General features: G+C 47.7%; 12 protein-coding genes, 1 other RNA gene, 4 pseudogenes and 1 other annotated feature. Of the genes and pseudogenes, 15 read left to right on the top strand and 2 right to left on the bottom strand.

Going from position 1 to position 20115, the window contains the following annotated elements:
* Positions 1-169: 169 nt before the first annotated feature.
* Positions 170-1717 carry an N-acetylmuramoyl-L-alanine amidase family protein gene (locus tag L0M13_RS07830; RefSeq protein WP_235199010.1) on the bottom strand — a complete coding sequence of 516 codons (1548 nt, stop codon included), beginning with the start codon at positions 1715-1717 and terminating at the stop codon, positions 170-172.
* A 166-nt stretch (positions 1718-1883) separates the two neighbouring features.
* Positions 1884-2132, top strand: a binding site (T-box leader).
* Between the two features lie 53 nt (positions 2133-2185).
* Between L0M13_RS07830 and hisS the strand changes: the two are divergent.
* The 4 genes and pseudogenes from hisS to L0M13_RS07850 all read left to right on the top strand — a co-directional run bounded on the left by hisS (position 2186) and on the right by L0M13_RS07850 (position 6346).
* Positions 2186-3465 (top strand): annotated as a pseudogene (hisS, locus tag L0M13_RS07835) (histidine--tRNA ligase).
* A gap of 3 nt (positions 3466-3468) precedes the next feature.
* Positions 3469-5253 (top strand): aspartate--tRNA ligase, encoded by a 1785-nt coding sequence (gene aspS / locus L0M13_RS07840; RefSeq protein WP_235199011.1) that lies wholly within the window; start codon positions 3469-3471, stop codon positions 5251-5253.
* 45 nt (positions 5254-5298) lie between these two features.
* Positions 5299-5483: non-coding RNA, 6S RNA (ssrS, locus tag L0M13_RS07845), on the top strand.
* A gap of 98 nt (positions 5484-5581) precedes the next feature.
* Positions 5582-6346 carry a tRNA threonylcarbamoyladenosine dehydratase gene (locus L0M13_RS07850; RefSeq protein ID WP_235199012.1) on the top strand — a complete coding sequence of 255 codons (765 nt, stop codon included), beginning with the start codon at positions 5582-5584 and terminating at the stop codon, positions 6344-6346.
* A 180-nt stretch (positions 6347-6526) separates the two neighbouring features.
* Here L0M13_RS07850 and L0M13_RS07855 read toward each other — a convergent pair whose 3' ends face one another.
* Positions 6527-7816: a replication-associated recombination protein A gene (locus L0M13_RS07855; protein ID WP_235199013.1), complete on the bottom strand. Its 1290-nt coding sequence runs from the start codon at positions 7814-7816 to the stop codon at positions 6527-6529.
* Positions 7817-7949: 133 nt separating this feature from the next.
* On the opposite strand from L0M13_RS07855, the gene cymR reads away from it, so the two are divergent.
* The 11 genes and pseudogenes from cymR (at position 7950) to L0M13_RS07910 (ending at position 20091) form a co-directional block, all read left to right on the top strand.
* A complete protein-coding gene (gene cymR, locus L0M13_RS07860) occupies positions 7950-8366 on the top strand; it encodes a cysteine metabolism transcriptional regulator CymR (RefSeq protein WP_235199014.1) in 417 nt (138 codons plus the stop codon).
* A gap of 13 nt (positions 8367-8379) precedes the next feature.
* Positions 8380-9514, top strand: a pseudogene (locus tag L0M13_RS07865) (cysteine desulfurase family protein).
* Positions 9515-9528: 14 nt separating this feature from the next.
* Positions 9529-10647 (top strand): tRNA 2-thiouridine(34) synthase MnmA, encoded by a 1119-nt coding sequence (gene mnmA / locus L0M13_RS07870; RefSeq protein WP_235199015.1) that lies wholly within the window; start codon positions 9529-9531, stop codon positions 10645-10647.
* A gap of 14 nt (positions 10648-10661) precedes the next feature.
* Positions 10662-11321: a tetratricopeptide repeat protein gene (locus tag L0M13_RS07875; protein ID WP_235199016.1), complete on the top strand. Its 660-nt coding sequence runs from the start codon at positions 10662-10664 to the stop codon at positions 11319-11321.
* Positions 11322-11346: 25 nt separating this feature from the next.
* Positions 11347-13827: an SF1B family DNA helicase RecD2 gene (locus tag L0M13_RS07880; RefSeq protein ID WP_235199017.1), complete on the top strand. Its 2481-nt coding sequence runs from the start codon at positions 11347-11349 to the stop codon at positions 13825-13827.
* Between the two features lie 491 nt (positions 13828-14318).
* Positions 14319-16941: pseudogene (alaS, locus tag L0M13_RS07885) on the top strand (alanine--tRNA ligase).
* A gap of 89 nt (positions 16942-17030) precedes the next feature.
* A complete protein-coding gene (locus tag L0M13_RS07890) occupies positions 17031-17297 on the top strand; it encodes an IreB family regulatory phosphoprotein (RefSeq protein WP_052651832.1) in 267 nt (88 codons plus the stop codon).
* Between the two features lies 1 nt (position 17298).
* On the top strand, positions 17299-17715 hold the full coding sequence (gene ruvX, locus L0M13_RS07895) for a Holliday junction resolvase RuvX (protein WP_235199018.1): 417 nt from the start codon (positions 17299-17301) through the stop codon (positions 17713-17715).
* A 13-nt stretch (positions 17716-17728) separates the two neighbouring features.
* Positions 17729-18037 (top strand): DUF1292 domain-containing protein, encoded by a 309-nt coding sequence (locus L0M13_RS07900; protein ID WP_235199019.1) that lies wholly within the window; start codon positions 17729-17731, stop codon positions 18035-18037.
* Positions 18038-18257: 220 nt separating this feature from the next.
* Positions 18258-19381 (top strand): annotated as a pseudogene (mltG, locus tag L0M13_RS07905) (endolytic transglycosylase MltG).
* Positions 19382-19473: 92 nt separating this feature from the next.
* Positions 19474-20091 (top strand): O-methyltransferase, encoded by a 618-nt coding sequence (locus L0M13_RS07910; protein ID WP_235199020.1) that lies wholly within the window; start codon positions 19474-19476, stop codon positions 20089-20091.
* The last annotated feature ends 24 nt before the right edge of the window (positions 20092-20115 follow it).

Here is a 20115-nt window from a genome sequence, read left to right on the forward strand (position 1 = left end):
CCTTCAAGCCGGTTTTTTGTTATATTTGCGGGAAAAGCCGCGTTGTTTGCGGAATAAAAGAGTTTATTTGCGGAATATCGGACTTTCTTTGCGGAATCATCCAGTTTGTTTGCAGAATACCCAAAATGCACAAAAAAACAATGCGGAAGAAAAGCTCCGCATTGTTTTTCTATTCTTCTAATTGTGCATCGAAATATTGGATAATGCCGTTGTACAAGCCAAGTGCAGCTTGGTCGCGGAATTTGCCGGTCGAAACGATGCGTTCGTCGTTGTAATTGCTGAGGAAGCCCAGTTCAACGAGAACAGCGGGCTGGCGGTTTTCGCGCAGCACTAAATAATTTCCGGGCTGGACGCCGCGGTCGCGCAGATCAATTTTCTTGCCGAGCCCTGCGTTGATGTATTCAGCAAGCGGTTCTTGGTAATCATGCAAATAATACGTGGTGAATCCAGAGACGCTGCTGTCATTTGTCGCATCGTAGTGAAGCGAGATAAAGGCGTCCGCCGCCACCTGGTGCCCTGTGGAAACGCGTTTTCTCAAATCGACGTAGACATCGGACTGCCGGGTCAGCACCACTTCCGCTCCAGCAGAACGGAGATGGTGCGTCAAAGTTTCAGCCGTTTTCAAGGTCAAGTCTTTTTCTTCGGTATACCGTGCACCGACTGTACCGCCATCATTTCCGCCATGCCCGGGATCGATGACAATTGTCAAGCCGTCTAATGTGCCAGCTTTTCGGTCAGGTTTTTCTTTCTTTTCTTGCTGGACAGTTTCCGTTTCGCCGCTCGTCACGACCCAAGTCGCGATATAGGCATCTTGTCCGCCAGGCAAGGAAACTTTATACCAGTCGCCGTCTTGGCCGATGACCGACAAACGTTCTCCGGCATTTGTGCGGCTGACGACTTCAGAAGAAGTTGAAGGCTTCGAGCGGAGATTGGTGCCATCTGTCAAGACAGTCACCACTTCCGTATCGGTGCCGGAAACAGCGTTTGCGCTTTGATCGGATAAATGGCCATGAAACGCATATACCCATCCGCTGTCATTCGCGCTCAGTTCAATTTCGACCCAATTGCCTTCCATCGACTTGATCGGGAAGACTTTGCCTTTGCGCACTAAATCTTTCACGTCGGAATTCAGATCCGGTTTCGTGCGGACATTCAATGCATCTACAGCAATCTCAAAAGAAGATACTGCCGCCGCTTCAGGCGAAGGGCTGCTGACCGAGCTTTCGGAAACGCTTATGTATTGTTTAGAAACAAAGCCGCGTGTATTATGGAAGTCGATTTCAACCCAATCACTGGTTTGTTGGACGATTGTCGCTTGTTCCCCTGCATTCATTTGCGTCAAGACGGATGACGATAAATCCGGTTGTGCGCGGACATTCAGCCGGTCTACAGTCGAAACGGCGGTCTCGCCCGACGCGCCACTTTCGGAAGCATTGCCAGCAGAAGTCGTCAGCCAAGAGGCGATCCAGCCGGTTTCGCCGTCGATATTTACTTCATACCATTCATCCGACTGCGAAACGACGTTAACGGTTTCACCTTTAGACAAGGAACCGGTGACGCTATACGATAAGCCCGGACCGCTTCGGATATTGACGGTGGAAGCGGATATTTTCATATCCGTGCCAGCGGCATAGGCAGCTGGAACTTTTGCGGCAGGCAGGCTGCCGGCGGCCAATAAAATAAATAAAATAAGAACGATTGGCCATTTGCGGTTCATGTAGCACCTCCTTGGAACTTATTAATTGGATTCGTGAGGAAAAGAAAAGCGGCATGGAAATTCTTTTCACCTACTTTGTATTATTGTAAAAAAAACGGCGTTTGTCAAAAAAGGTTGACAAGAATTCAGGGAGTCCTTAAGATTAATCATTATACTCATATATTTAGATTTGCTGATGACGAAGAAAGTAATTGCATGATTGGCTGAAAAGAGAGGGAAAGTCCTGGGCTGTAAACTTTCCTGCAGGGATCTGTGATGAAAAACACTTCAGAGGCTTTTTTCTGAAAGGCTGAAATTCGGGCTTATTAGGAAAGAACGGAACCGGCCGTTACCCGGAATGAGAGGATGTGCAGCGTTTTGTGCATCAACTAGGGTGGAACCGCGGAAGCTTAAAAACAAAGCTCTCGTCCCTTGCGTAAGCAAGGGGCGAGGGCTTTTTTGTTTGGAAAAAATAAGGGAGTGAAGAAAATGAGCATTCAAGCACCACGTGGCACATACGATATTCTGCCTGGCCAATCGGAGAAATGGCAGGAAATCGAACAAAAAATCAACGAACTATGCCGGCTTTATCAATACAAGGAAATTCGGACACCTGTATTTGAGCACACCGAATTATTCCAGCGCGGCGTAGGCGACACAACTGATATTGTTCAAAAAGAAATGTACACATTCCAAGACCGCGGAAATCGCAGTTTGACGCTTCGTCCGGAAGGGACAGCTTCTGTTGTCCGTTCGTTTGTGGAAAATAAATTATTCGGCTTGCCGGACCAGCCGGTCAAATTATTCTATACAGGCCCGATGTTCCGCTACGAGCGACCGCAAGCTGGCCGCATGCGCCAATTTGTGCAATTCGGGGTGGAAGCGATCGGGTCGAAAGATCCTGCGATTGATGCAGAAGTGATTTCACTGGCGATGGAACTTTACCGTTCGGTCGGATTGAAAAAGCTGCGCTTAGTCATCAACTCGCTTGGCGATACCGAAAGCCGGCTTTCGCACAAAGAAGCGCTTGTGGCACATTTCGCACCGCGCATCGATGAATTTTGCAGCGACTGCCAAACGCGCTTGAAAAAAATCCGCTTCGCATCCTTGATTGCAAAGTTGACCGCGATCACCCATTGATGGGTACAGCACCGTCACTTGCCGATTATTTAAATGAAGATTCGCAGGCGTATTTTGATGATGTGAAAATGTATCTGGAAGAGCTTGGGATCGATTATGTCGTCGATCCGAACCTGGTTCGCGGCCTTGATTATTACAACCACACCGCATTTGAAATCATGAGCGACGCTGAAGGATTCGGCGCGATCACGACACTTTGCGGAGGCGGACGCTATAACGGCCTTGTTGAAGACCTTGGCGGACCGGAATCGCCGGGCATCGGCTTTGCGATGAGCATTGAGCGTTTATTATTGGCATTGGAAATGGAAAAAGTGGAAATCGGCCAATCACAGAATCTGGAAGTCTACGTGATTGCGATGGACGAATCAGCGAAGAAACAAGCGTTCAGCTTGCTCAAAGATTTCCGTTCAAATGGCATTTCGGCAGATATGGATTATACAGGACGCAAATTGAAAGCCCAGATGAAGTCAGCTGACCGCAAAGGCGCAAACTACGTCATCGTCATCGGAGAAACGGAAATGGAAAGCGGCAAAGCCGGGCTGAAAGAAATGGCTACCGGCGAACAGCAAGAGCTTTTATTCTCCGAAATGGCTGAAACGATCAACAATAAGAAATCATTGGAGGAATAAAACATGTCGAGATCGCATTATTGTGGTGAAGTAAATGAAACTGTTATCGGACAACGTGTAACATTAAAAGGATGGGTACAAAAACGCCGGGATTTAGGCGGTTTGATCTTCGTGGATGTGCGCGACCGCAGCGGCATCGTCCAAGTCGTTTTCAATCCTGAAATCTCAGAAGCAGCGGCAGCGATCGGTGAATCCTTGCGCAACGAATTCGTCGTACACATCGACGGATTGGTTGTTGCGAGAGCGGATGGCCAAATCAATACAGCGATGAAAACAGGAAAAGTGGAAGTGCAAGTGGACCACGCTTCGATCATCAACGCCGCGAAAAACCCGCCTTTTGCGATTGAGGACAATACAGACGTCAGCGAAGACTTGCGTTTGAAATACCGCTACCTCGACTTGAGACGTCCAGCTATGTTCGAAACCTTCAAAATGCGTTCGGATATCACAAAATCGATCCGCAGATTCTTGGACACAGAAGGATTCCTGGAAGTGGAAACACCGATTTTAACGAAATCTACACCGGAAGGCGCCCGCGATTATTTGGTGCCAAGCCGTGTGCATGACGGCGAATTCTACGCGCTTCCGCAATCACCGCAGCTCTTTAAGCAGATGCTGATGGTTTCCGGATTCGATAAATATTACCAGATTGCCCGCTGCTTCCGCGATGAAGATTTGCGTGCTGACCGCCAGCCGGAATTCACGCAAATCGATATGGAAATGAGCTTCCAGTCAATGGAAGACATTATCGGCATGAATGAGCGCTTGATGGTCCAGATGATGAAAGAAGTGAAAAACGTCGACATCGAGCCGACATTTGAGCGCATGAGCTATACAGAAGCGATGGACCGTTTCGGATCGGATAAACCGGACGTTCGCTTTGGCCTTGAACTTGTCAATGTTTCAGACCTTGTGAAAGATTCTTCTTTCAAAGTGTTTACAGGCGCGATTGAAACTGGCGGCCAAGTGAAATTGATCAACGTCAAAGGGCAAGCGGCGAATTATTCACGCAAAGATATCGACGCATTGGGTTCATTTGCGGCTGTCTACGGAGCGAAAGGCCTTGCTTGGCTGAAAGTGGAAGCAGATGGCATTAAAGGGCCAATCGCGAAGTTCTTTGAAGGCGAAGCGGCAGAGGCTTTGACAGAACGTGCAGAAGCGGAAGCAGGAGACCTTCTTTTATTCGTTGCAGATTCCGCATCTGTTGTGGCAGATACACTAGGCGCGTTGCGTTCGAAATTCGGCAAAGAGCTTGGCTTGATCGACAGCTCGGTTTACAAATTCCTATGGATCACAGACTGGCCGCTATTCGAATACGATGAAAAAGAAGGCCGCTATTTTGCAGCTCACCATCCGTTCACGATGCCTTTTGAAGAAGACGTCGATAAATTGGAGACAGAGCCGCAAAACGTCCGTGCACAAGCGTATGACTTAGTATTGAACGGCTATGAGCTTGGCGGAGGATCCCTTCGAATTTACCGCCGGGATATCCAGGAGAAAATGTTCAGTGTCCTTGGCTTTACGGAAGAAGAAGCACGCGCACAGTTCGGCTTTTTGATGGATGCGTTTGAATACGGCACGCCGCCGCATGGTGGAATCGCGTTCGGCTTAGACCGTTTGGTGATGCTGCTTTCAGGCCGCACAAACTTGCGCGACACGATTGCCTTCCCGAAAACAGCAAGTGCGAGCGACTTGTTGACGGATGCGCCGAGTCCAGTTTCCCAGGCACAGCTTGATGACTTAAGCCTATTGCTGAATGTTCAGAATACTGAAAAAGAACCAGAGTAAATTTCTTGTGCAATTAAAAAGAGTGTGCTAACATACAATTAGTAGAGAATCCTGATGTGTTCGTTACGAGCAATTCAGTTTTGACCCAACATTTTGTCGTCGGGAGACCAAATTTCATCATGGCTAACATGCCTTAACGGGAAGTTATAAGTGGTGGAGAGGTCACCCACCTGCTAGAAGCGGGTTCAAAAACGATGCGCAACACCAAGGACGGCACGATTGGGATTCTCCTATTATTTTAAACTTTCGCCCTCCGGCAATTTGTCGGGGGGTTTTTATTTGTGTATAATTCCTAGTAGAATGATCAACTTTGAAGGGCAGGGAACTTATGTTACATCAATTTTCAAGAAATGAATTAGCAATAGGCAAAGAAGGCATGGATCTTGTTAAAAATTCAACTGTGGCCATTTTAGGGGTAGGCGGTGTTGGATCGTTTGCTGCAGAAGCATGCGCGCGCAGCGGTGTCGGTCGCATCATTTTAGTGGATAAAGACAATGTCGACATCACCAACGTCAACCGCCAATTGGTGGCGAATCTTTCGACGGTCGGCCAGTCCAAAGCGGAAGTCATGAAAAAGCGCATTGCAGACATCAATACAGAGTGTGAAGTGATTTCTTTACATATGTTCTATACGGAAGAAACGTATGAAGAGTTTTTCAGCTACGAACCCGACTATGTCATTGACGCATCAGATACGATGATCTATAAAGTGCATTTGATGATGGAATGCTACAAGCGCGGCGTAAAAATCATTTCAAGCATGGGTGCTGCCAATAAAACAGACCCGACTCGCTTCCAAATCGCCGATATTTCAAAAACGCATACCGATCCACTAGCGAAAGTGATCCGCCGGAAATTGCGAGCAGCCGGCATCAAAAAAGGAATCCCCGTCGTCTTTTCCGATGAAAGTCCGATTATTGTCCGTGAAGACGTCGTTGAAACGGTAGGAAAGCCGAATGCGCCGATCCGCAAAGCGCAGATGCCGCCTTCCTCGAATGCTTTTACGCCGTCGACGGTCGGCTTGATCTGTGCGAGCTGGGTCATCAACGATATGACGAAATCGATCCATATCAACCGCGTACGCAATAATTAAAAACGATCCGGCTCGAGGTTTGAGCCGGATTTTTTTTATGCGGAATTTTGCTGAACGCAAATAAACCGGGAGTGAACGCAAATAAATTCCGCTAACCACAAATAAAACGTTCTAAGCGCAAATAAAAATTTTGAACGCAAATAAAAGCCATTTCCGCATTTGGAAATAGCTTTCGATAACTTATTTTTTATTTTTCCGGAATGATTTCAGTTTTTCATAGATGCCGGCGTACTTTTTCTCAGCTCCGGCAATCACCGGCTTGTAGTATTCGGCTTTTTGCACTTCTTTCGGCAAATAATCCTGATCGACCCAGCCGCCGAATGAGCCGAGCGGTGTGTCATGCGGATATCGATAGCCGCCGTGGCCAAGTTCGGCACTGCCGGCATAATGCGTGTCGCGAAGATGCATCGGGATGTCGCCCGTCTCGCCTTTATTGATGGCTGAGATGGCAGCGTCGATCGCCCGGTAAGCGGAGTTCGATTTTTCGGACAAGCACATCTCGGCGACCGCTTGTGCGAGCGGGATGCGCGCTTCCGGCAAACCAAGGCGGTCAGCCGCCTGGCAGGCAGCGAGCACGTGGCCGCCGACTTCCGGATTCGCAAGGCCGATGTCCTCATATGCCATAACGAGCAGGCGGCGGGTGACGGCGGTCAAATCGCCGTTTTCCAATAAATGCGCCAAATAATACATCGCTGCATTGATGTCGCTGCCGCGCACGGATTTTTGGAGCGCTGACAGCAAATTAAAGAAATGGGAACCTTTTTTATCGCCGAACACGCCGACTCGCTTGATCATCTGTTCCACCATTTGGTCTTCGACAATAAATTTATCGTCGATTTCGTCAGATGCGATGATGATGGACTCAAGCATCGTCAATGCCTTTCGGGCATCGCCGTTTGTGCCGTCTGCGATGCGCTCCACTTGCGCTGGTGAAATCTCGATTTTTAAATTGCCGAGTCCGCGTTTTGGATCACTCAAAGCGGTATTCAGCAAGTTCACGATATCGTCATGCGTCAACCGTTTAAGCTGTTTGATTTCACCGCAGCGGGAACGGATCGCGGGGTTCACGTCATGGAACGGATTTTCCGTCGTGGCACCAATCAAAACGATCGCGCCACTTTCTACATGCGGCAACAATGCATCTTGCTGGAGTTTATTGAAGCGATGGATTTCGTCCAGGAATAATAAGACTTTCCCAGTCATGCGCGATTCTTTGACCACCTCTTCAACATCTTTTTTGCCGGAAGTCGTCGCATTCAGCGCGATGAACGGCAATTTCGATGTGCCGGCGATGGCGTGGGCGATCGAGGTTTTTCCGATGCCCGGTTCGCCGTACAACAGCATCGACGGAATATGGCCGTTCTGGATCATTTTATATAACGCCGTATGCGGGCCGATGACATCCTGCTGGCCGACCACTTCGTCAATGGTGCGCGGACGCATACGGAATGCTAAAGGTTCGTTCTGCAATCAAAAAACTCCTTCCGTACATTCGTTCTATTAGTATATCGTTTTGCCAAATAAAAGTCATTGCAAGTCCATTCCCGACAAATATGCTATACTATTTTGAAGAATAATTGGAATCTGACTCAGAGGTGTAAGCATGAAAATTTCAACAAAAGGCCGCTACGGCTTGACGATTATGATCTCACTCGCCAAACATTACGGAGAAGGGCCGATTCCGCTCCGGAAAATTGCGGCAGAATATGATTTATCTGAAGCGTATCTGGAACAATTAGTAGGTCCGCTTCGCAATTCAGGATTAGTTAAAAGTGTACGAGGCGCATACGGCGGCTATATGCTGACGCGCGGCCCGAAAGAAATTTCCGCTGGAGACGTTATCAAAGTGCTTGAAGGCCCGATCCAGCCGGTTGAAGGCATCGAAGACGAAGCTCAGCCGCAGCGCGAATTGTGGATTCGCATCCGCGACGCAGTCAAAAACGTGCTTGAGACGACGAGCATAGACGATTTAGCCAATCAAAAAGACGATAATAACGAAAATTATATGTTTTATATATAAGGAGACAGTTAAAATGAATCGAATTTATTTAGACCATGCAGCCACTTCTCCGATGCATCCGGAAGTGGCTGAAACCTTTTCCGAAGCGCTTCTCACTGTATTCGGCAATCCATCAAGCATCCACGGCACCGGACGTACTGCGCGCAAGACATTGGACGACGCACGCCGTGTATTCGCTGCGAGCATCCATGCAGACGACCCGGAAATCATTTTCACAAGCGGCGGCACCGAAGCGGACAATATGGCGATCTTCGGCACAACAGCCAAAAAAGACGGCAAACATATCATCACGTCGCAGATTGAACACCACGCCGTTTTGCACGCTTGCGAGAAATTGGAACGGGAAGGCTACGAGGTCACTTACTTGCCGGTTGACGAAAAAGGTCTGGTCCGAGCAGAAGACGTGAAAAAAGCGCTGCGAGGACGATACAATTCTAGTGACCATCATGCTAGGCAATAATGAAGTCGGAACGGTTCAGCCGATTGCTGAAATCGGTGAGCTGTTAAAAGATACGGACGTCACATTCCACACAGATGCCGTCCAAGCATACGGCGTTTTGCCGATTGACGTGGAAGCGCTAAATGTCGACCTTTTGTCGGTATCCGCGCATAAACTCAACGGGCCAAAAGGCATCGGTTTCCTTTACCAGCGAAAAGGCACACCGCTGTCGCCGATTTTATTTGGCGGCGAACAGGAACGGAAGCGCCGTGCCGGAACGGAAAATGTACCGGCGATTGCAGCGTTCGCAAAAGCGGTTGAAATTTCACTTGCGACGATGGACGAGCGGGCAGCAGCCTATTCAAACTACAAACAGATTTTCAAAAGCGTTTTGACGAATGAAGGCATCGAGTTCTCGGAAAACGGCGGCAATCAGATGCCGCATGTTCTGAACCTAAGCTTGCCAGGAATCGATATCGAATCATTCCTCGTTAATTTGGATATCGCCGGAGTCTCCGCTTCAAGCGGATCGGCTTGCACAGCCGGTTCCATCGATCCATCGCATGTGCTCGTTGCAATGTTCGGGGAGAAAGCGGAGCAATTGCGCAATTCCATCCGTTTCAGTTTCGGCATCGGCCTGACGGAACAACAAATAACTGAAGCTGCCCAAAAGACAGCACAAATCAGCAAGCGTTTAGCGCTGCTATGAAAAGGTGATAAAAAATGACGGTAAAAGCTCCACAAGATACACGCGTTGTCGTCGGCATGTCCGGAGGAGTTGATTCTTCGGTCGCCGCGTATTTATTGAAAGAACAAGGGTATGACGTGATCGGAATTTTCATGAAAAACTGGGATGACACCGATGAGAACGGCGTCTGCACAGCGACGGAAGATTACGAAGACGTTATCCGTGTCTGCAACCAGATCGGTATTCCGTATTATGCTGTGAATTTCGAACAGCAATATTGGGACAAGGTTTTCACGTATTTCCTTGAAGAATACAAAGCCGGCAGAACGCCGAACCCGGACGTCATGTGCAATAAAGAAATTAAATTCAAAGCATTCCTGGAGCATGCACTTAGCCTCGGTGCGGATTATTTAGCGACAGGCCATTACGCTCAAGTAGAACATGCAGAAAACGGCGAAACGAAAATGCTTCGCGGCAAAGACAATAACAAAGACCAAACCTATTTCTTGAACCAATTGAATCAAGAGCAATTGTCTAAAGTGATGTTCCCGATCGGCCATATGGAAAAGAAAAAAGTGCGTGAAATTGCACTTGAAGCAGGACTTGCGACGGCAACGAAAAAAGATTCGACAGGCATCTGCTTTATCGGAGAACGCAATTTCAAGGAATTCCTTGGCCAATACTTGCCAGCGCAGCCAGGATCGATGGAAACGCTTGAAGGCGTTAAAAAAGGCTCACATGACGGTTTGATGTATTACACAATCGGCCAGCGCCAAGGACTGGGAATCGGCGGCGCCGGAGACCCGTGGTTCGTCATCGGCAAAGATCTGGAAAAGAACATTCTTTATGTCGGCCAAAATATCAATCATGAAGCCCTTTTCTCAGACAGCTTGTCTGCGGTAAACTTAAGCTTCACTTCAGATACAGCACCGATGGGCATTTTGAAATGCACGGCGAAATTCCGTTACCGCCAGGCTGATGTCGGCGTAACAGTGGAATTCAAAGGTGAAGAAGCGATTGTGACATTCGACGAGCCGGTACGTGCCATCACACCAGGGCAAGCGGTCGTTTTCTATGATGGCGAAGAATGCCTTGGCGGGGGAACAATCGACCGTGTGTTCAAAAACGGCGCACGTTTGGAATATGTAGGTTAATGGGAGAGACGAACATGAATTACAATGAAATCGGAATTCAAGCCTTGCAAGAAGGCAATACAGAAGAAGCGATCAAAGCTTTCACGAAAGCGATCGAAGAAGAACCGGACAACGCCCTTGGCTACATCAATTTCGGCCACGTGCTGACTTCGATGGATGACGTCGAGCGCGCTGAACGCTTTTTCCAGAAAGCGATCACGCTCGATGAAACATCAGCGACCGCTTATTACGGGTTAGCGAACCTTTATTTCAATGTGGAGCGTTTTGCAGAAGCCTTGAAATTATACGAAAAAGCAGTTCAATACGGTCTTGAAGGGGCAGATGCCCACTTCATGATCGGCAAATGCTTTGAAAAGCTGGAACAGCCGAAATTGGCGCTTCCGTATCTTCAGCGTGCCATTGAACTGGACCCGGAAGACGTCCAGGCGCGCTTAAGCTACGGCATCACACTTGCTTCGATGGAATTGTTTGACCTTGCAGAACCGCAATTTCTGCAGGTGTTAGAACATGAGCCGGACCATGCAGATGCCCATTACAATCTTGGCGTCCTGTATGCCGTATCGACTGACCGTACAGCTGATGCCATGCATCATTTGAAGGAAGCTTACACATTGGATGAACGAAACGAAATGGCGCGTTACGCCTATGATATGATCGCAACGAAACTGCAGTAACCACGGAAGAAAGGAGACGACAGACATGACCGGACAAATCGATTTATTCCAGGAAGAAGTGCAATTTGTACTGGGCAGGCCCGTCGTCTCGATTTTTCACAATCCCCAGAATCTGTTTTCCATCGCGAAAGTGAAAATCCAAGAGACGAACACCTCCTATACCGAAAAAGAAATTATTGTCTCGGGCTATTTCCCGAAATTGTCACTGGAAGAGCAGTACCGATTTACAGGCTCGGTAAAAAACCATCCGAAATACGGCGTGCAATTCCAAGTGGAGACCTTCACAAAAGAAGTGCCTGAAACAGAACAAGGCATCGTCCACTATTTATCGAGCGATATGTTCAATGGCATCGGCCGTAAAACGGCGGAAACGATTGTCAAAAAGCTCGGGAAAGATGCCATTAAAAAGATTTTGGAAGATCCGGAAGCGCTTGATGCCGTACCGCGCCTTTCAGATGACAAGAAAGACACCATCCGCTCCACGCTGCAGATGAATCTCGGACTAGAGCGCGTGATGATCCAATTAAACGATTGGGGTTTCGGTCCGCAAGTCGGCATGCGGATTTATCAGGCGTACCGTGAAGAAACGATTGACGTACTTACGAAAAACCCGTTCCGATTGATTGAAGAAATTGAAGGCATCGGTTTTCAGCGGGCAGATGAATTGGGAGCAAAACTCGGCATCACTGGCGCACATCCCGACCGCATCAAAGCGTCTGTTCTGCATTTATTGAACCAGGCGTCGCTGTCTGAAGGCCACGTTTATATGGATGCAATAACCTTGATCCCGCTCGTGAAAGGGATGCTTGAATCGAGCCAGCGCGACGAGATATCCATCGAAGCAATTTCGAAAGCGATGATTGAGCTGAATGAAGAAAGCAAAGTGGCGGGCGAAGAAACCCGCCTCTATTTGCCGTCCTTGTATTACTCGGAAGTCGGCATTGCGACAAAACTCGAAACTTTGCTTGGCTCGCAGGCAAACCGGGACCGTTTTCCGGCGTCAGAAGTGCGGCGGGCACTCGGTGAAGCGGAGGAGCGGCTCGGGGTGAATTATGCTGAAACACAGATTGAAGCAATAGACGGCAGCATCAATTCTTCTGTCATGATATTGACAGGGGGACCGGGCACTGGGAAAACGACGGTTGTCCGCGGCCTTGTCGAAGTGTATGCGGAACTGCACGGCTTATCGCTCGACCCGAAAGACTACGCGAAGAAAAAAGAGCCGTTTCCCATCATTCTCGCTGCTCCGACCGGGCGCGCTGCAAAGCGTCTGAGTGAATCGACGGAACTTCCGGCCATGACGATCCACCGCTTGCTCGGCTTTAACGGCCAGGAAAAAGAAGAAGAAACGGAAAAGGAAATCGAAGGGCGTTTGATCATCATCGATGAAATGTCGATGGTCGATACGTGGCTAGCGCATCAATTGCTGAAAGCTGTCCCGGACGATGCCCAGATCATTTTTGTCGGAGACCAGGACCAACTGCCGCCAGTCGGACCTGGCCAAGTGCTGCGCGATCTGCTCGAATCAAAACGCATTCCGACGGTCGAGTTGAAGGACATCTACCGCCAGACTTCCGGATCGTCGATCATTGAACTGGCCCACCAAATGAAAAAAGGCCAATTGCCGGCGGATATTACCGCAAAAACATCAGACCGATCGTTTATCAAAGCGGGGGCGGACCAAATAGCCTTTGTCGTCGAGAAAGTGGTCAAGAGCGCCTTGTCAAAAGGGCATTCGATCAAAGACATCCAGGTGCTTGCGCCGATGTACCGGGGTCCGGCTGGAATCGATGCCTTGAACCGCATGATCCAGGAAATGGTCAACCCGAATCCGGATGGTTCACGAAAAGAACTGGTCTTCGGCGACATCACGTACCGGATCGGCGACAAAATCCTGCAGCTTGTAAACCAACCGGAAAGCAATGTGTTCAACGGGGATATGGGTGAAGTGATCGCGATTTTAAAAGCGAAAGAAACGGTGGAGAAGCAAGACATACTCGTCGCGTCGTTTGACGGCATTGAAGTGACCTACCAGCGCAGCGACTTGAACCAGTTGACGCTCGCGTATTGCTGTTCGATCCATAAAGCACAAGGATCGGAATTCCCGACAGTCATTATGCCGGTCGTCCGCGGCTATATGAAAATGCTGCGGCGCAACCTTCTTTATACGGGCATCACCCGCAGCAAAGACTTTTTGATTCTTTGCGGCGATCCGCAAGTGTTCCGCTACGGAGTCGAACGGACGGATGATGTGCAGCGCATGACGACGCTGAAAAAACGGCTGCAATTGTCTGCGGAAGAACCGGTGCAGGAAACAGCTGTTGCTGAAAAGGCGGCGATGGTTGAATCAGTGCCTGTCGCTAAAACAGAACCTGCGATTGCCGAAGCTAAAACGGCTGCGGCAAATACAAAAGGGCCGGTTAGCCTTACCAATGAAAACGTCCATTTCATCCATCCGCTTGTCGGCATGGAAGGCATCACGCCGAAAGATTTTATGGAAGTGTAAGGAGCGTTCGCTTATAGCGAGCGCTTTTTTACTTCAGGATTTCCGTGCAGAAGCGTATTTCTTGAGCTGCTGGGCGTATTTTATGAATAACTGAGCGTATTTTGTCCATAACCGGGCGTATTTCGAAATTTTCCGGATGATCGCTGCTATTGACACAACTAAACCTTTTTCTATATAATTCAATTTATAGTAAACAACACATTGATGGAGACAGTATAATTTTGCAGTTGACCAGAAAAAGGTTCCATAGGCTGGAAGAACCTTCTGCTTGCGATTTTAGAAAGCTACTCCGGAGTGCAGCTAATCCCTGCCGTCACGCCGCGTTAAGGCATAATGAGAGACACGGATGCTTTCCGTGTAATTAGGGTGGTACCGCGAATTAAAGCCTTCGTCCCTTGCGCAAGCGCAAGAGATGGAGGCTTTTTATTGTGCCCTCGCCTAGCGCTTGCAGCCTACCTAGCTTTAGCCAAAAGAATCGAGGAGGAATTAAGATGAAAAACATGAAAGCTGCAGACATCAGAAGATTGTATATCGAATTCTTTAAAGAAAAAGGCCACGATCAAGAACCGAGTGCACCTTTAGTCCCGTTCGAAGATCCTTCCTTATTGTGGATCAACAGCGGTGTAGCAACTTTGAAAAAATATTTTGACGGACGCGTGATTCCGGAAAACCCGAGAATCGTCAATGCACAAAAATCGATCCGGACAAATGATATCGAAAATGTCGGAAAAACGGCGCGCCACCATACTTTCTTTGAAATGCTCGGAAATTTCTCGATCGGTGATTACTTCAAGAAAGAAGCGATCCACTGGGCATGGGAATTTCTGACGGACGAAAGATGGATGGGCTTTGACGCTGAAAAGCTTTCTGTAACGATCCACCCGGAAGATGAAGAAGCTTACAGCATTTGGTTGAATGAAGTCGGTGTGCCGGCTGAGCGCATCATTCGGTTAGAAGGGAATTTCTGGGATATCGGAGAAGGCCCAAGCGGCCCGAACTCGGAAATCTTTTATGACCGCGGCGAGAAATACGGCAGCGACATGAATGACCCGGAATTGTATCCAGGCGGGGAAAACGACCGTTACCTGGAAGTATGGAACTTGGTATTCTCTCAGTTCAACCATAATCCGGACCATACGTATACTCCGCTTCCGAAACAGAACATCGATACCGGAATGGGCCTTGAGCGCATGGCTTCTGTTGTTCAAGATGTTCCAACTAACTACGATACGGATCTATTCACACCCATCATCGCAAAAACGGAAGAAATTTCAGGCAAGAAGTACGGCGAAGACGGGGATGCTGATATGGCATTCAAAGTTATTGCTGACCATGTCCGTACAGTCGCATTCGCAATCGGAGACGGAGCGCTTCCGTCCAATGAAGGACGTGGATACGTTCTGCGCCGCCTGCTGCGCCGGGCTGTCCGCTATGCGAAAAAATTGGGCATCGAAAAGCCGTTCATGTTCGAACTTGTGCCGGTTGTCGGTGAAATCATGAACGATTTCTATCCGGAAGTGACGGATAAACAGGATTTCATTATCCGCGTCATGAAATTGGAAGAAGAGCGTTTCCACGAAACTTTGCATGATGGCTTAGCGATTCTTTCGACAGTCGTCGAGCAGCAAAAAGCAGGGCCATTCTGAAATTCCTGGCGAAGATGCATTCCGTTTGTATGATACGTACGGATTCCCGGTTGAATTGACAGAAGAATATGCGGAAGAAGAAGGCATGTCCATTGACCACGATGGATTTGAAGCAGCGATGCAAGCGCAGCGCGACCGTGCACGCAGTGCGCGCCAAAACGTCAACTCGATGCAGACGCAATCGGAAGTACTCGGGAATATTAAAGAACCGAGCGAATTTATCGGCTATACGCAAACAGTTGCGGACGCAAAAGTTCTTGTCATTATCAAAGACGGTGAGTTAGCTGAAAGTGCGCATGAAGGGGAAGAAGTGCAAGTCATTCTCGACCAGACGCCTTTTTACGCAGAAAGCGGCGGGCAGATTGCCGACCACGGAAAACTGACGAACGACTTAGTAAAAGCTGTAGTGCTTGATGTGAAAAAAGCACCAAATGGCCAAAACCTCCATTCAGTTCGAGTGGAAACCGGTGAATTGACGAAAGCATCGGTCCACGCCCAAGTGGATTCAAGTGAACGCCGCCATACCGTCAAAAACCATACGGCAACCCACTTATTGCACCAGGCATTAAAAGATACATTAGGAACACACGTCAATCAGGCAGGTTCATATGTCGGTCCAGATCGCCTGCGTTTCGACTTCTCCCATTTCGGGCAAGTGACAAGTGAGGAACTGGAAAAGATTGAACGAATCGTCAACGAAAAAGTCTGGGAAGGCATTTCGGTTCAGACCGGCTACCATAATCTGCAAGAAGCAAAAGACATGGGAGCTATGGCTTTATTTGGTGAAAAATACGGAGATGTCGTTCGCGTCGTTGAAATTGGCGGCTATTCGCTTGAACTTTGCGGCGGTGTCCATGTAACGAATACAGCTGAAATCGGCGTCTTCAAAATTGTTTCGGAAAGCGGAATCGGAGCAGGCATCCGCCGTATTGAAGCGGTAACAGGCAAAGGCGCTTATGAAAACTTGAAAGAAAGCGAAAACTTGCTTGAAGAAACAGCGGGCTTGATGAAATCTTCAACGAAAGATCTGATCCAGAAAGTCCAATCGTTCCAGCAGGAAATGAAAAATCTCCTACGTGAGAACGAATCGCTGATGGCAAAAATGTCGAATGCCCAGTCTTCTGAAATTATGGCAGCTGCACGCCAGGTTGACGATATCACGGTGCTTTCTGCAAGAGTCGAAGCGAAAGACAACAACCAATTGCGCCAAATGATGGATGATTTGAAACAGAAGTTTGAGAAAGCCGTAATAGTTTTAGGTGCCACAGACGGTGAAAAAGTTATGTTGGTTGCAGGCGTGACAAAAGAATTGGCAGGCGGGAACTATCACGCCGGACAGATCGTCAAACACGTAGCTGAACTTTGCGGAGGCAAAGGCGGCGGCCGTCCGGACATGGCGATGGCCGGTGCTAAAAATCCAGGCAAACTCGATGAAGCATTAGAATCTGTCTACAACTTGCTCAAATAGGTTTAATAAATGGAAGATATCGTTTATAATGAGATTCAGGCAGTGAGAACGTTTATCTCCTATCTAAATCCGAAAGCGAGGTGCTTGTCGTGAGTTCATTTGATCAAACTATGAAATTCAATCCGTCTGATGAATCGATGGAGCAGGAAGTGAAGCATGTGATGCTTCAGGTCCATGCTGCACTCGAAGAAAAAGGGTATAACCCGATCAATCAGATTGTCGGCTATTTATTATCAGGTGATCCGGCTTATATTCCTCGCCACCAGGATGCACGCAATATGATTCGCAAACTTGAACGGGATGAAATTCTGGAAGAGCTTGTGAAATTCTACATCAAAAAGAATAACGAGGAATAACATGAGAACAATGGGACTGGATGTCGGTTCGAAAACAATTGGTGTTGCCATCAGCGATGCGCTTGGGTGGACAGCCCAAGGCATTGAAACTGTCAAAATCAATGAAGCGATAGGCGAATTCGGCTTGGAGCGTTTAGGTGAATTGATCAAACAGTATGAAGTCAGCCATATTGTTGTCGGTTATCCGAAAAACATGAACAACTCAATCGGTCCGCGCGCCGAAGCATCCGAGAAATTTGCAGCGATGCTTGAAGAAGCGTATTCCATACCTGTTGTGCTATGGGATGAACGGTTGACGACGATGGCCGCAGAGAAAATGCTGATTTCAGCGGATGTCAGCCGAAAGAACCGCAAGAAAGTGATCGACAAGATGGCGGCAGTGATGATTTTGCAAGGCTATCTTGATTTTAAAAAATGATGAGGTGACCCAAATGGAACACGGACAAGAACATATTACGGTCGTAGACGAAAACGGCAACGAGCAATTATTTGAGGTATTGTTTACATTTGAATCAGAGGATTTCGGAAAATCATATGTATTGTATTTCCCGGTAGGCGCTGAGGAAGATGACGAAGGCGAGATTGAAATCCAAGCTTCTTCATTCACTGAAAACGAAGATGCAGATGGAAAAATCGCTGGAGGCGAACTTCGCCCGGTTGAAACAGACGAAGAGTGGGACATGATCGAAGAAATGCTGAACACGTTCCTTGACGAAGAAGAAGAAAACGAAGAATTTTAATCTAATTGGAAAGGGACGGAATTGATTGCTGATTCCGTCTTTTTCTTTTGCAGCGACTTCTGTATACTGATAGAGAGAAACTTTTAGACATGGAACTTCTTCATTCCTGCTGCGTTTCAATAGTATGGAACTAATGATAGTGGCCAGTGATTTTCTGCTTGAACGGGCAGAGTCTTGCTGGCCATTAAAATGGATTGAAGAAAAAGCTAAGGGGGGACCCATGGACAAGCCGTCAAAGAAACAAGTCATGTTCGAACGGATGAGCGAAAAGAAAAAAGAAACGAAGGTCGTCCGCCGAATCGTGGCGATTATTGCGCTGGTATTGCTGCTTATTGTCGGGGTCGCTGGATTCCTGACGTATAATTACGTGACAGGTGCATTAGCACCGGTCGATCCGGATTCTGAAAAAGTGATCGAAGTTGAAGTGCCGATCGGTTCAAATCTAGACAGCATTGCGGAATTGCTTGAAGAAAAAGGGTTGATTGAAGATGCACGGATTTATAAATATTACGTGAAATTCAATAATCATTCTGATTTCCAAGCGGGAACCTACGGGTTGCTGCCGTCGATGACGTTGGATGAAATCACCGAAAGCTTAAAAACGGGTAAAGTCTACCGCGAACCGTTGTTTTCAATCACTGTCCCAGAAGGGCTCACGCTCGAAGAAATTGCAACGCGGTCATTGAAGAAAAAACCGATTATACAGCTGAGGAATTTATGGCGCGTGTAACGGATGAAGCTTATATCGACCAATTGATGAATGAGTATCCTACGCTGTTGACAGAAGAAATCAAAGGCGAAAATATCAAGTTTGCACTGGAAGGCTATTTATTCCCTGCGACCTATCCGTTTTATGAAGAAGATCCATCCTTGGAGCTGATCATTAAACAAATGTTGGATGCCACAAACTCAGTTGTCTCCCAATATCAGACGGTACTAGAAGAAATGGAAAAGACGCCGCACTGGCTTTTGACTTTCGCTTCCCTTCTTGAGGAAGAAGCGACAGCCCAGGCAGATCGCGAGACGATTGCAAGTGTCTTCTACAATCGCTTGAACGATGATATGCCGCTGCAGACAGATCCGACCGTCATTTACGCGATGGGTGAACACAAAGAACGTCTGTTCAATAAGGATTATGAATTCGAAGATCCTTACAGCACCTATCAGAACAAAGGCTTGCCGCCGGGGCCGATTGCTGGAGCAGGAGCTTCATCGATCGAGGCTGTATTAGATCCTGCAACGACCGAATACTATTATTTCTTAGCCGATTCAGATGGAGTCAACCATTTTGCTAAGACATATGACGAACATTTGAAGAATCAGGCCGAATACATCGGCAACTGATGATGCGCAAGAAGGAAGCGACCTCGCATTCCTTCTTGTTTTATGTTATTATAGGTAGTAATTTTTGCTGCGGTAAAAAGGAGCTATTAATGATGGAACAACAGAAATTATTCGCTGCTTTGGCATTGGTCAGAATTTACGCAGAAGAGCATCATGTGCCGATCATGGAAGAAACCGGAATCGATGAACTGCTGGCCTTATTAAAAAAGCAGCAGCCTCACCATATCCTGGAGATCGGTTCGGCAATCGGGTTTTCAGCCATTAAAATGGCTGCTGGAATGCCAGGATGCCATGTCGATACGATTGAGCGGGATGATACGCGCTACGAAAAGGCGGTTGAATTTATTTCACTTGCTGGCTTAAGTGAGGCCATCCGCATTTTCCATGCAGACGCATTGGAAATGGATTTAGCGGAGCTAAAAACCTCTTATGACGCAATTTTTATCGATGCAGCCAAAGGGCAATATGAGAAGTTTTTTAATAAATATGAAAGCCTGTTGGCAGACAATGGCTTGATTTATTGTGATAATATGCATATGCACGGCATGGCTGGAATGGATATCTCGGAAATTCCGAGAAGAAAACGGACGATGATCCGAAATCTGAAAGCCTTCAAAGAACATATGATGAATCACCCCTCTTACGAAGCGGAATTGCTGCCGGTAGGAGACGGCATCATGATTTGCCGTAAAAAATCATTAAAAAAATAATATAGTTTGCAAGGAGCTTGGAAG

Origin of the sequence: Planococcus sp. 107-1 (assembly GCF_021513255.1) — a bacterium.
Classification (GTDB): Bacteria; Bacillota; Bacilli; order Bacillales_A; family Planococcaceae; genus Planococcus.

Bases quoted from the DNA above. Each gene is read 5' to 3' on its own strand.
- L0M13_RS07830 (WP_235199010.1), bottom strand. From the start codon at position 1,717: ATGAACCGCAAATGGCCAATCGTTCTTATTTTATTTATTTTATTGGCC.
- aspS (WP_235199011.1), top strand. From the start codon at position 3,469: ATGTCGAGATCGCATTATTGTGGTGAAGTAAATGAAACTGTTATCGGA.
- L0M13_RS07850 (WP_235199012.1), top strand. From the start codon at position 5,582: ATGTTACATCAATTTTCAAGAAATGAATTAGCAATAGGCAAAGAAGGC.
- cymR (WP_235199014.1), top strand. From the start codon at position 7,950: ATGAAAATTTCAACAAAAGGCCGCTACGGCTTGACGATTATGATCTCA.
- mnmA (WP_235199015.1), top strand. From the start codon at position 9,529: ATGACGGTAAAAGCTCCACAAGATACACGCGTTGTCGTCGGCATGTCC.
- L0M13_RS07875 (WP_235199016.1), top strand. From the start codon at position 10,662: ATGAATTACAATGAAATCGGAATTCAAGCCTTGCAAGAAGGCAATACA.
- L0M13_RS07880 (WP_235199017.1), top strand. From the start codon at position 11,347: ATGACCGGACAAATCGATTTATTCCAGGAAGAAGTGCAATTTGTACTG.
- ruvX (WP_235199018.1), top strand. From the start codon at position 17,299: ATGAGAACAATGGGACTGGATGTCGGTTCGAAAACAATTGGTGTTGCC.
- L0M13_RS07900 (WP_235199019.1), top strand. From the start codon at position 17,729: ATGGAACACGGACAAGAACATATTACGGTCGTAGACGAAAACGGCAAC.
- L0M13_RS07910 (WP_235199020.1), top strand. From the start codon at position 19,474: ATGGAACAACAGAAATTATTCGCTGCTTTGGCATTGGTCAGAATTTAC.